Genomic DNA, 12,470 nt, shown 5'->3' with positions numbered 1-12,470 from the left:
TGCGATTTAAAGAGCGGGAGTATACCCGATTCGGCCGCGCCTCCACCCTTGGGAGCCATATGGCACGCTGCTTTTGGTGCAACAATGACCCTGTTTACATCGATTATCACGATCTGGAGTGGGGCGTACCGCTGCGCGATGCGCAGAAGCTCTTCGAGTTGCTTTTGCTCGAAGGGTTCCAGGCGGGCCTTTCGTGGATCACGGTTCTGAAGAAACGCCCGCGTTATCGTGAGGTCATGTTCGGCTTTGACGTGCAGCGTGTCGCCGACATGACGGACGCCGAGATCGAAGCGCTGATGCTCGAACCGGGCATCATTCGCAACCGCCTGAAACTCAACGCCGCGCGGCGCAACGCCAGAGCGTGGTTGGCGTTGGACAATCCGGTGGAGTTTCTCTGGTCCTTCGTCGGCGGGCAGCAGAAGGTCAATCACTTCAAGGATCGCAGCGAGGTTCCAGCGATCACGCCGGAGGCCGAAGCCATGAGCAAAGCCCTGAAAAAGGCCGGCTTCACGTTCGTCGGACCGACCATTTGTTATGCGTACATGCAGTCCAGCGGCATGGTCATGGATCACACCATCGACTGTGATTGCTACGCGGTTCTGACCCGCTGATGGTTACAATGGCCGCCTTGAGATTTAGGGAGTGATCTGTGGAAAAGTTTAAAGGCGCCCTGATGGTGGGCGCATTGCGCCTGTTTGCCCTGCTGCCGTGGCGCGTTGTGCAGTGGGTCGGCACCGGCATTGGCTGGCTGATGTGGAAACTGCCGAACCGCTCCCGTGAAGTGGCGCGGATCAACCTCGCCAAGTGCTTCCCGGAAATGGACGCCGCCGAACGCGAGCGTCTGGTCGGGCAGAGTCTGATGGACATCGGCAAGACCCTGACCGAGAGCGCTTGCGCCTGGATCTGGCCGGCCCAGAAATCCATCGATCTGGTCCGCGAAGTCGAAGGCCTCGACGTGCTCAAGGAAGCGCTGGCGTCCGGCAAAGGCGTGGTGGGCATCACCAGCCACCTGGGCAACTGGGAAGTGCTCAATCACTTCTATTGCAGCCAGTGCAAACCGATCATTTTCTATCGGCCGCCAAAGCTCAAGGCGGTGGACGATCTGCTGCGCAAACAGCGCGTGCAACTGGGCAACCGCGTCGCCGCGTCCACCAAGGAAGGCATTCTCAGTGTCATCAAGGAAGTGCGCAAAGGCGGCTCGGTGGGCATTCCGGCTGATCCGGAACCTGCGGAATCGGCGGGTATCTTCGTGCCGTTTTTCGCCACTCAGGCCCTGACCAGCAAGTTCGTGCCCAACATGCTGGCGGGCGGCAAAGCGGTCGGTGTGTTCCTGCACGCCATGCGCCTGCCGGATGGTTCAGGCTACAAAGTCGTCCTCGAAGCCGCGCCGGAAGCGATGTACAGCACCGACGCCGAAACCTCGGCTGCGGCCATGAGCAAGGTCGTCGAGAAATACGTGCGTGCGTATCCGAGCCAATACATGTGGACGATGAAACGCTTCAAGAAGCGCCCTGCCGGGGAAGCCCGCTGGTATTGAAAGCCGCCACCCGGCTCAACGCGACCCGCAGCAACCGCAGGACCGGCTTTAGCCGGGAGGCCGTTATATGCCAAAGCTTACATCTTGGTGTTGAACGCGGCTCGCGGCTGAAGCCGCTCCTACGGGGCGGCCCGGCGGAGAAGTCAGGGGCGCCCATAGGACCGGCTTTAGCCGGGAGGCTGTTATATGCAAAAGCATGCATCTTGGTGTTGAACGCGGCTCGCGGCTGAAGCCGCTCCTACGGGGCGGCCCGGCGGAGAAGTCAGGGGCGTTAAAAAAAACTCAACCCCACCTGAAACAGCCGCTCCACATCGCGGATGTATTTTTTATCCACAAGGAACAGGATCACGTGGTCGCCCGAGGCGATCACGGTGGCGTCGTGGGCGATGATCACTTCGTCGGCGCGGATGATGGCGCCGATGGTGGTGCCCGACGGCAGCGCGATGTCCTTGATGGCCTTGCCGATCACCTTGCTGGATTTGGCGTCGCCATGGGCCACGGCCTCGATGGCTTCCGCCGCGCCCCGACGTAGCGAATGGACGCTGACGATATCGCCCCGCCGTACATGCGTCAGCAAGGTGCCGATGGTCGCCAGTTGCGGGCTCACCGCGATATCGATTTCCCCGCCCTGCACCAGATCGACGTAAGCCGGGTTGTTGATGATGGTCATCACCTTGCGCGCGCCCATGCGCTTGGCCAGCAGCGACGACATGATATTGGCTTCGTCGTCGTTGGTCAGCGCCAGGAACAGATCGGTGTTGGCGATGTTCTCTTCCATCAACAGATCGCGGTCCGAGGCGCTGCCTTGCAGGACTACAGTGCTGTTGAGGGTTTCCGAAAGGTAGCGGCAGCGCGCCGGGTTCATCTCGATGATCTTGACCTGATAGCGACTTTCGATCGCTTCGGCCAGACGTTCGCCGATGTGCCCGCCGCCGGCAATGACGATGCGTTTGTAGTTCTCGTCCAGCCGGCGCATCTCGCCCATCACCGCGCGAATGTCAGCCTTGGCGGCAATGAAGAACACTTCGTCGTCGGCTTCAATGACGGTATCGCCCTGAGGCAGAATCGGCCGGTCGCGACGGAAGATAGCCGCCACGCGCATGTCGACGTTGGGCATGTGTTCGCGCAGTTGGCGCAATTGCTGACCTACCAATGGCCCGCCGTAATAGGCCTTCACTGCCACCAGTTGCGCCTTGCCGCCGGCGAAGTCGATCACCTGCAAGGAGCCTGGGTATTCGATCAGGCGCTTGATGTAGTTGGTGACCACTTGCTCGGGGCTGATCAGCACGTCCACGGGAATCGCGTCGTTGTCGAACAGCCCGGCGCGCGTCAGGTAAGCCGCCTCGCGCACCCGGGCGATTTTGGTCGGGGTGTGAAACAGCGTGTACGCCACCTGGCAGGCGACCATGTTGGTCTCGTCGCTGCTGGTCACGGCCACCAGCATGTCAGCATCCTCGGCGCCAGCCTGACGCAATACGGTCGGGAACGAGCCTCGGCCCTGCACGGTGCGGATATCCAGGCGGTCGCCCAGATCACGCAGCCGATCGCCGTCGGTGTCGACCACCGTGATGTCGTTGGCTTCACCGGCCAGATGTTCCGCCAGCGTCCCGCCGACCTGTCCTGCGCCGAGGATGATGATTTTCAATCAGGTGCTCCTTGAAGCGGTTACCGCAAGACCCGTAGGACCGGCTTTAGCCGGGAGGGCTGCATCCAGATAACAGCATTGCGGCGGATTTGCCGGCCTCTTCGCGGCTAAAGCCGCTCCTACGGAAATGATGCGTGGCCTGTTAGCGCAGCATCACGCCGCAATCTTGATCAGTTTGGCGTAATAAAACCCGTCGTGCCCGCCTTCCTGCGCCAACAATTGGCGGCCGTGGGGCTGTTTCAGGCCGGGGGGTTGTTGACCGAGTTGCCCGGCGATGTCCAGTTCCCGCGCGCCGGAAGTCCGGGCGAGGAAGGCGGCGATGACTTCGGTATTTTCCATCGGCAGCGTCGAGCAGGTGGCATATAAAAGTACGCCGCCAACCTGCAAGGTCGGCCACAGCGCGTCGAGCAGCTCGCCTTGCAGCGTCGCCAGGGCCGGAATGTCGTCAGCCTGACGGGTCAGCTTGATGTCCGGATGGCGACGAATCACGCCGGTTGCCGAACAAGGCGCGTCGAGCAGGATGCGATCAAACGGCTTGCCGTCCCACCATTGCGCGGTTTCCCGGGCGTCGGCAGCGATCAACTCGGCGCTCAGGCCAAGACGGGCGAGGTTTTCCCGCACACGCACCAGACGCTTGGCTTCCAGATCCACAGCGACCACACCGGCCAGCGCCGGTTGGACTTCCAGCAAATGGCAGGTCTTGCCGCCGGGTGCGCAGCAGGCATCGAGCACGCGTTGACCGGGCGCCAGCTCCAGCAGATCGGCGGCCAGTTGCGCCGCTTCGTCCTGCACGCTGATCCAGCCTTCGGCAAAGCCCGGCAGGTTGCGCACATCGCAGGGTTCAGTCAGCAAAATGCCGTCCTGGCTGAACGTGCAGGCGTTGGCTGCAATGTCGGCGGCGGCCAATAGCTGCAAATATTGATCACGGCTGTTATGCCGACGATTGACCCGCAGGATCATCGGCGGATGCGCGTTGTTGGCGGCGCAGATCGCTTCCCAGTGTTCCGGCCAGGCGGCTTTCAAGGCCTTTTGCAGCCAGCGCGGGTGAGAAGTACGCACCACCGGATCATGTTCCAGCTCGGCCAACAGCGCTTCGCTTTCCCGTTGGGCGCGGCGCAATACGGCGTTGAGCAAGGCCTTGGCCCAAGGCTTTTTCAGCTTGTCGGCGCAACCGACGGTTTCACCGATGGCGGCGTGGGCGGGAATGCGCGTGTAGAGCAGCTGATACAAACCCACCAGCAGCAATGCTTCGACGTCGGCATCGGCGGCCTTGAAAGGTTTTTGCAGCAGTTTTTCTGCCAGCGCCGACAGCCGTGGCTGCCAGCGGGCGGTGCCGAATGCGAGGTCTTGCGTCAGGCCGCGATCGCGAACTTCAACTTTGTCCATCTGGGTCGGTAACGAACTGTTCAGCGATGCCTTGCCGCTGAGTACAGCTGCCAGCGCCTTGGCGGCGGCCAGACGCGGGTTCATTGACCCGCTACCGGTTGGCCGAGCACGGTGCCGACGGCGAATTTCTCGCGGCGACTGTTGAACAGATCAGTGAAATTCAGCGGCTTGCCGCCGGGCAGTTGCAGGCGGGTCAGGCGCAAGGCGCCTTCGCCACAGCCGACAATCAGACCGTCCTTGCTGGCGGCGAGAATTTCACCCGGCGCGCCCTGCCCTTCGGCAATGCTGGCGGCCAGCACTTTCAAGGCTTCGCCATTGAGTGTGCTGTGGCAGATTGGCCACGGATTGAAAGCGCGCACCAGTCGTTCAAGCTCAACGGCCGGACGATTCCAGTCGATGCGTGCTTCGTCTTTGTTCAGTTTGTGGGCGTAAGTGGCGAGGCTGTCGTCCTGCACTTCGCCGACCAGCGAACCGTCGGCCAAACCCGCGATGGCTTGCAGAACCGCCGGTGGGCCGAGTTCGGCAAGACGATCATGCAGCGTGCCGCCCGTGTCTTCGCCGGTAATCGGCGTCACCGCCTTGAGCAGCATCGGGCCGGTGTCCAGACCCAGTTCCATGCGCATCACGGTCACGCCGCTTTCTGCATCGCCCGCTTCCACGGCCCGCTGAATCGGCGCGGCCCCACGCCAGCGCGGCAGCAGCGAGGCATGACTGTTGATGCAGCCCAGACGCGGGATATCCAGCACCACTTGCGGCAGGATCAGGCCATAAGCAACCACCACCAGCAGATCCGGCTTGAGCGCCGCCAGTTCGGCCTGGGCCGCTGCATCGCGCAGGGTCGGCGGTTGCAGCACCGGGATGTCATGTTGCAAGGCGAGCTGCTTGACCGGGCTGGGCATCAGCTTTTGTCCACGACCTGCCGGGCGATCAGGCTGGGTGTAGACGGCGATGATCTGGTAAGGGCTGTCGAGCAAGGCCTTGAGGTGTTCGGCGGCAAATTCGGGGGTGCCGGCGAAGACGATGCGCAGTGGCTCAGTCATGGGCTTCTCGTAGGGAAAGGGGGGTGATCTGTGGGACCGGGGTCGCTCTGCGGAGCGCGATCCGGTCGTAGGAGCGGCTTTAGCCGCGAGAATGCCCTCCCGGCCAAAGCCGGTCCTACGGCCGAATCGCCAGCGACTTCAAGCGTTCTGCTTGTGCAGTTTTTCCAGCTTCTTCTTGATCCGGTCGCGCTTGAGGTTGGACAGGTAATCGACGAACAGTTTGCCGTTCAGGTGATCGCATTCATGCTGGATGCATACCGCCAGCAGACCTTCGGCGACTTCCTCGTACGGCTTGCCGTCACGATCCAGGGCCTTGATGCGGATTTTCTGCGGGCGGTCGACGTTCTCATAGAAGCCTGGCACCGAAAGACAGCCTTCCTGATACTGGTCGACTTCGTCGGTCAGGGTTTCGATTTGCGGGTTGATGAAAACCCGTGGCTCGCTGCGGTCTTCGCTGAGGTCCATGACCACGACGCGCTTATGCACATTGACTTGCGTTGCAGCAAGACCGATGCCTGGCGCTTCGTACATGGTTTCAAACATGTCGTCGACCAACTGGCGAATGCCGTCGTCCACCTCAGCCACAGGTTTGGCGATGGTGCGAAGGCGCGAATCGGGAAATTCGAGGATGTTTAAAATAGCCATATACGTAAGAGCTGCACTTGTAGGGTAAAGTCAAAATCGGCTGCCGGGCTTGAGACGTCGAAGCGGAGCAACCAGTTTTTTGAAACCGAGCCTGATGGGGCTCTATGTTCACGCAAAGCAACATGATAAAGGGATTCACTGCATGAGGAAATCACTACTCGCCCTGCTGCTGTTGGCCTCGACCGGTCTTGTGCAGGCGCAAGTGCAACTCAGGGAAGGCCATCCGGAGCGTTACACGGTTGTTGCAGGTGACACGCTTTGGGACATTTCCGGCAAATTTCTCAGCGAACCATGGAAATGGCGCGAGATCTGGAGAGCCAATCCGCAGATTCACGACCCCGATCTGATCTATCCCGGCGATTCGCTATCGTTGGTCTATATCGACGGCCAGCCGCGCATCGTGCTCAACCGGGGCGAATCCCGTGGCACGATCAAACTCTCGCCGAGCGTACGCAGCACGCCCATGATCGAGGCCATCCCGAGTATTCCGCTGGGCGCGATCAATGCGTTTCTGCTCAGCAACCGCATCGTCGATGATCCCGCGCAGTTTGATGAAGCCCCTTACATCGTTGCCGGCAACGCCGAGCGCGTGCTCAGCGGCGTGGGCGATCGAATCTACGCCCGAGGCACGGTCGACCCGGCGCATCCGGTGTATGGCATCTTCCGTCAGGGCAAGACGTACACCGATCCGGTGACCCAGGAAGTGCTCGGTATCAACGCCGACGACATCGGCGGTGGCGAAATAATTGCGACAGAAGGTGACGTATCGACCCTGACGCTACGCCGTGCCGTTCAGGAAGTGCGCCTGGGCGATCGTTTGTTCGTCAGTGAAGAGCGCGCGATCAATTCGAGCTTCTTGCCGAGTGCGCCCAAGACCAACATCGATGGTTTGATTCTTGATGTCCCGCGTGGCGTCACGCAAATCGGCGTATTTGACGTGGTCACGCTGGACAAGGGCAAGCGCGACGGCCTGGAAGAAGGCAATGTCCTGGCCATCTTCAAAACCGGCGAGATGGTCCGGGATCGCATCACCGGTGAACAAGTCAAAATTCCTGATGAGCGATCCGGGTTGCTGATGGTTTTCCGAACCTACGACAAACTCAGCTACGGTCTGGTTTTGCATGCCAACCGATCTTTGGAGATTATGGACAAGGTCCGCAACCCCTAGCCACATGTTGCAGAATTGATACAAATTCTGGTTGAAAACCAACAGTTATCAAATAGTTGTCAACAGAGTTATCCACAGGTTGGCCCGCCGCTGAGGTGGGCTACAGATCAAGGAAGATCTCATGCCGCTGTTCGAAAAAGCTGCCTCTTCGCCTGCTGAACTTGAAGCGCGCCTGCGCTTGCACCGCTTGCCGGAGGTCGGCCCCAAGCGTTTTCGTAAGCTTATTGATGCATTCGGTTCCGGCTCCTCGGCCCTGTCCGCGCCGGCCAGTGCATGGCGCGCATTGGGCCTGCCCTCGGCCTGTGCCGAGGCGCGACGCGAGCCCAGTGTTCGCGATGGCGCAAGCGCTGCATTGGTCTGGCTGGAGCGTCCGGGCCAGCATCTATTGATGTGGGACGCTCCGGAGTACCCGGCCTTACTCGCGGAAATTCCCGATCCACCCCCGCTGCTCTTCGTCGCAGGCGACCTCGCAATTCTGGAACGTCCGCAACTGGGCATGGTCGGCAGTCGTCGCGCGTCGCGCCCCGGACTGGATACCGCAGCGGCTTTCGCGCGCAGCCTGGCGGGCGCCGGATTTGTGATTACCAGCGGTCTGGCGCTGGGCATCGACGCCGCCGCGCACCAAGGCGCGCTGGATGTCGGCGGCGCGACAGTCGGCGTACTCGGCACCGGCCTCGAAAAACTTTATCCACAGCGCAATCGTCAGTTGGCCGCGAGGATGGCCGCCGAAGGCAGCGCGGTGGTTTCCGAGTTCCCATTGGATGCCGGACCGGTCGCCAGCAACTTCCCGCGACGCAACCGGATCATCAGCGGTTTGTCCCTTGGCGTGCTGGTGGTCGAGGCCAGCGTCGCCAGCGGCTCGTTGATTACGGCGCGGCTGGCGGCTGAGCAAGGGCGTGAGGTGTACGCCATTCCCGGCTCGATTCATCACCCCGGCGCCCGCGGCTGCCATCAGCTGATCCGAGATGGCGCGGTGCTGGTGGAAACGGTCGAGCACATTCTCGAAGCCTTGCGCGGCTGGCAGGTTCAGGCACCTGCCTGCGCGTCCCCCGAATCCCTGGCTGCGCCGCGCCATCCGCTGCTCGCGCTGCTTTATGCGGCGCCGCAGACCAGCGAAGCGCTTGCAGTGTCCAGTGGCTGGCCGTTGCCCAAAGTCCTGGCGGCGTTGACCGAGCTTGAGCTGGACGGGCATATCGCCAGTGAAGCGGGACGATGGTTCGGCCGCGCGCGCTAAGGTTAAACTGCTCGCAGTGTTTATCGGAGATGTAACCAATGGTCAGCAGTTGGCGTGTGCAACAAGCCGCTCGCGAGATTCGCGCCGGTGCGGTAATTGCCTACCCAACCGAGGCGGTATGGGGTTTGGGGTGTGATCCATGGGATGAAGAGGCGGTGTATCGCTTGCTGGCGATCAAGTCACGGCCTGTGGAGAAGGGCCTGATCATGGTTGCCGACAATATCCGCCAGTTCGATTTCCTGTTCGAGGACTTCCCGGAACTGTGGCTGGACCGCATGGCCAGCACCTGGCCGGGGCCGAATACCTGGCTGGTGCCTCATCAAAACCTGTTGCCCGAATGGATTACCGGGGTTCATGAAACCGTGGCCTTGCGTGTCAGCGATCACCCGACTGTGCGTGAACTGTGCGCGCTGGTCGGGCCGCTGATTTCGACCTCGGCCAACCCGGCCGGCCGCCCGGCTGCCCGCACGCGGATACGTGTCGAGCAGTATTTCCGGGGCCAGATCGATGGCGTGCTCGGCGGCAACCTGGGCGGCCGCCGCAACCCCAGTGTGATACGCGATATCGCTACCGGGCAGGTAGTTCGCGCGGGTTAACAGCATTGAGGAGATCGTAGGACCGGCTTTAGCCGGGAGGGCGTCATTCCCGGCGATAGAAATCTCCAGAGTGCGCCGGGTTTCTCCCGGCTAAAGCCTGTCCTACAGAAATGCGTTCCGGTTTTTTAAATCAAGGCACCAGAATAGTCGAACCCGTCGTGCGTCGGCCCGACAGTTCGATCTGCGCTTTGGCGGCGTCCTTGAGGGCGTATTGCTGGATGTTGTCGACCTTCAGTTTGCCGCTGGCGACCATTTCGAACAGCTCGTCAGCCATGTGTTGCAGGTTCTCGGCGTTATTGGCGTAAGAGCCCAGCGTCGGGCGCGTCACGTACAGCGAGCCTTTCTGCGCGAGGATGCCCAGATTGACGCCAGCTACCGGCCCGGACGCATTGCCGAAACTGACCAGCAGGCCACGCGGCGCCACGCAATCGAGCGAGGTCAGCCAGGTGTCCTGACCTACACCGTCGTAGACCACCGGGCATTTCTTGCCGTCAGTCAGTTCCAGTACGCGCTTGGCGACATCTTCATGGCTGTAATCGATGGTTTCCCACGCGCCCAGGGCTTTGGCGTGTGCGGCTTTTTCAGCCGAGCTGACCGTGCCGATGACTTTTGCGCCCAACGACTTCGCCCACTGGCAGGCCAGCGAGCCTACGCCACCGGCGGCCGCGTGGAACAAAATGGTGTCACCCGATTTCACGTCATAGGTCTGGCGCAGCAGGTACTGCACGGTCAGGCCCTTGAGCATCACGGCAGCGGCCTGTTCGAAGCTGATCGCTTCCGGCAAATGCACCAGATGATCCTGAGGCAATGTATGCAGATCGCTATAGCTGCCCAGCGGGCCAGTGCCGTAAGCCACGCGGTCGCCAACCTTGAAGCGCGTCACTTCGCTGCCCACCGCATCGACGATGCCCGCCCCTTCATTACCCATGCCCGATGGCATCGACGGCGCTGGATACAGCCCGCTGCGGTAATAGGTGTCGATGAAATTCAGGCCGATGGCCTGGTTGCGCACACGTACCTGTTGCGGGCCTGGCTCGGCAGGTTCGAAGTCCACATACTCGAGAACTTCCGGGCCGCCGGTAGTGCTGAACTGGATACGCTTTGCCATTTGCTCTCTCCGTCATGAATCGAAACAAGAATGTAAGGGGGCCTATCGGACTCCTTCACCTGGTCTTCGTCAACTGCGGCGCGCGGCGGGCCGGTGGTATGCTACGCCCCAATTTCGCTGTGGCCCTTTCAGAACGGGCGCTCAGTCGTTTGCAGCTTTTAAAGGGATCGACATGTCATCTACTCGCACCGACGCCGTCAAAACCTACCTGCTCGACTTGCAGGACCGAATTTGCGCCGCTTTGCAGCACGAAGACGGCGGCGCGCATTTTGTCGAAGACGCGTGGACGCGGCCGGCCGGTGGCGGTGGCCGTACCCGGGTCATCGAGAACGGCACTGTCATCGAGAAGGGCGGCGTGAACTTTTCCCACGTATTCGGCACGGGTCTGCCGCCGTCGGCGAGCGCGCATCGCCCCGAACTGGCCGGACGAGGCTTCGAGGCGTTGGGCGTGTCGTTGGTGATCCATCCGCACAACCCGCACGTGCCGACTTCCCACGCCAACGTGCGCTTTTTCATCGCGGAAAAAGACGGCGAAGAGCCGGTCTGGTGGTTCGGCGGCGGTTTTGACCTGACCCCGTATTACGGCGTCGAAGCCGATTGCGTGCATTGGCACCGCGTCGCCGAAAAGGCCTGCGCGCCGTTCGGGGCCGACGTTTACCCGCGCTACAAAGCCTGGTGCGACACCTACTTCCACATCAAGCATCGCAACGAGCCGCGCGGCATTGGCGGCTTGTTCTTCGACGACCTGAATCAGTGGGATTTCGACACCAGCTTCGCCTTCATCCGTGCCATTGGTGACGCCTTCATCGATGCGTACCTGCCCATCGTGCGCCGACGCAAAGCCGCCGCGTATACCGTGCAGCAACGCGAATTCCAGGAATTCCGCCGGGGTCGTTATGTGGAATTTAACCTGGTTTACGACCGAGGCACGCTGTTCGGCCTGCAATCGGGCGGGCGTACCGAATCGATTTTGATGTCGCTGCCGCCGCAAGTGCGTTGGGGCTACGACTGGAAAGCCGCGCCAGGCAGCGAAGAAGCGCGCCTGACCGAGTATTTCCTGCAGGATCGGGACTGGTTGGCGTTGGGGTGATTCAGTTTTGTAGGACCGGCTTTAGCCGGGAGGGCAATTGACGCCTTCGCGACTAAAGTCGCTCCTACGGGCCATTCGCGAGCAAGCTCGCTCCCACACATTCAATATTCACCCGTCATGCTTCAGGAAACCCAATGGATCACTACGTCGTCTTCGGCAACCCGATCAGCCACAGCAAATCCCCGCTGATTCATCGCCTGTTCGCCGAGCAAACCGGCCAGGCGCTGGATTACCGGACCGCGCTGGCGCCGCTGGATGACTTCACGGCGTTCGCCCAGGCGTTTTTCAATGAAGGACGTGGCGCCAACGTCACCGTGCCGTTCAAGGAGCAGGCGTTCCGCATGGCCGACAGCCTGACCGAGCGCGCCCGGCGTGCCGGCGCGGTCAACACCTTGAGCAAACTGGCCGACGGCACCTTGCTTGGCGACAACACCGATGGCGCGGGCCTGGTTCGCGATTTGACCGTCAATTGCGGCATCAGCCTGCGCGGCAAGCGCGTGTTGCTGCTGGGCGCTGGCGGCGCGGTGCGTGGCGCGTTGGAACCCTTGCTGGCCGAACGCCCGGCGGTGCTGGTCATCGCCAACCGCACGGTCGAAAAAGCCGAGCAACTGGCGCAACAGTTCGCCGATCTGGGGCCGGTGTTCCCCAGTGGTTTCGATTGGCTGGAAGAGTCCGTGGACGTGATTATCAACGCCACTTCCGCGAGCCTCGCCGGTGAGCTGCCGCCGATTTCGCCGAGTCTGATCCAGGCTGGCCATACATTCTGCTACGACATGATGTACAGCAAGGAACCCACCGCGTTCTGCCGTTGGGCGAGCGAGCATGGCGCGGCGCAATCCGTTGATGGTTTGGGCATGCTGGTCGAACAGGCCGCCGAAGCGTTCCTGCTGTGGCGTGGCGTGCGCCCGGATTCAACGCCGGTGCTGGCTGAGCTTCGGCGTCAGCTGGCGGGCTGAGGCTGTGCCCGTGTAACTTCCCTGATTCCGTGGGACCGGCTTTGGCTGGAGAACGTCCTCCCGGC

Annotated in this window: 12 protein-coding genes; 7 read left to right on the top strand and 5 right to left on the bottom strand. The window is 61.6% G+C overall.

All coding sequences use genetic code 11. The features are described from left to right. The first annotated feature begins 59 nt into the window (after positions 1-59). Both CFII64_RS16865 and CFII64_RS16860 read left to right on the top strand, forming a co-directional pair. Positions 60-611, top strand: coding sequence for a DNA-3-methyladenine glycosylase I (locus CFII64_RS16865; protein WP_020292020.1), 552 nt, complete (start codon positions 60-62; stop codon positions 609-611). A 38-nt stretch (positions 612-649) separates the two neighbouring features. Then, complete coding sequence (locus CFII64_RS16860; protein WP_020292019.1) at positions 650-1,537, top strand: lysophospholipid acyltransferase; 888 nt, start codon at positions 650-652, stop codon at positions 1,535-1,537. A 271-nt stretch (positions 1,538-1,808) separates the two neighbouring features. On the opposite strand, the gene trkA is transcribed toward CFII64_RS16860, so the two are convergent. The 4 genes from trkA to def all read right to left on the bottom strand — a co-directional run bounded on the left by trkA (position 1,809) and on the right by def (position 6,253). After that, positions 1,809-3,182, bottom strand: coding sequence for a Trk system potassium transporter TrkA (gene trkA / locus CFII64_RS16855; protein WP_020292018.1), 1,374 nt, complete (start codon positions 3,180-3,182; stop codon positions 1,809-1,811). A gap of 153 nt (positions 3,183-3,335) precedes the next feature. Next, positions 3,336-4,652, bottom strand: coding sequence for a 16S rRNA (cytosine(967)-C(5))-methyltransferase RsmB (gene rsmB, locus CFII64_RS16850; protein WP_020292017.1), 1,317 nt, complete (start codon positions 4,650-4,652; stop codon positions 3,336-3,338). Continuing rightward, complete coding sequence (gene fmt / locus CFII64_RS16845) at positions 4,649-5,608, bottom strand: methionyl-tRNA formyltransferase (RefSeq protein ID WP_020292016.1); 960 nt, start codon at positions 5,606-5,608, stop codon at positions 4,649-4,651. Before fmt ends, rsmB begins: the two co-directional genes overlap by 4 nt. Before the next feature lie 138 nt (positions 5,609-5,746). Further along, positions 5,747-6,253, bottom strand: coding sequence for a peptide deformylase (gene def, locus CFII64_RS16840; protein WP_020292015.1), 507 nt, complete (start codon positions 6,251-6,253; stop codon positions 5,747-5,749). Positions 6,254-6,395: 142 nt separating this feature from the next. Between def and CFII64_RS16835 the strand changes: the two genes are divergently transcribed. The 3 genes from CFII64_RS16835 (at position 6,396) to CFII64_RS16825 (ending at position 9,251) form a co-directional block, all read left to right on the top strand. Continuing rightward, complete coding sequence (locus CFII64_RS16835) at positions 6,396-7,421, top strand: LysM peptidoglycan-binding domain-containing protein (RefSeq protein WP_020292014.1); 1,026 nt, start codon at positions 6,396-6,398, stop codon at positions 7,419-7,421. Between the two features lie 121 nt (positions 7,422-7,542). Then, positions 7,543-8,655: a DNA-processing protein DprA gene (gene dprA, locus CFII64_RS16830; RefSeq protein ID WP_020292013.1), complete on the top strand. Its 1,113-nt coding sequence runs from the start codon at positions 7,543-7,545 to the stop codon at positions 8,653-8,655. 38 nt (positions 8,656-8,693) lie between these two features. Next, the gene (locus tag CFII64_RS16825) at positions 8,694-9,251 is read left to right on the top strand and encodes an L-threonylcarbamoyladenylate synthase (RefSeq protein ID WP_020292012.1); all 558 of its coding nucleotides are present in this window, start codon (positions 8,694-8,696) and stop codon (positions 9,249-9,251) included. 130 nt (positions 9,252-9,381) lie between these two features. On the opposite strand, the gene CFII64_RS16820 is transcribed toward CFII64_RS16825, so the two are convergent. Continuing rightward, positions 9,382-10,359, bottom strand: coding sequence for a quinone oxidoreductase (locus CFII64_RS16820; protein ID WP_020292011.1), 978 nt, complete (start codon positions 10,357-10,359; stop codon positions 9,382-9,384). Positions 10,360-10,531: 172 nt separating this feature from the next. Between CFII64_RS16820 and hemF the strand changes: the two genes are divergently transcribed. Beyond that, positions 10,532-11,449, top strand: coding sequence for an oxygen-dependent coproporphyrinogen oxidase (gene hemF, locus CFII64_RS16815; protein WP_020292010.1), 918 nt, complete (start codon positions 10,532-10,534; stop codon positions 11,447-11,449). Between the two features lie 134 nt (positions 11,450-11,583). Then, complete coding sequence (gene aroE / locus CFII64_RS16810; protein ID WP_020292009.1) at positions 11,584-12,405, top strand: shikimate dehydrogenase; 822 nt, start codon at positions 11,584-11,586, stop codon at positions 12,403-12,405. The last annotated feature ends 65 nt before the right edge of the window (positions 12,406-12,470 follow it).

Origin of the sequence: Pseudomonas sp. CFII64 (assembly GCF_000416235.1) — a bacterium.
Lineage (GTDB): Bacteria > Pseudomonadota > Gammaproteobacteria > Pseudomonadales > Pseudomonadaceae > Aquipseudomonas.
This window is presented reverse-complemented; position numbering and strand designations above follow the sequence as displayed.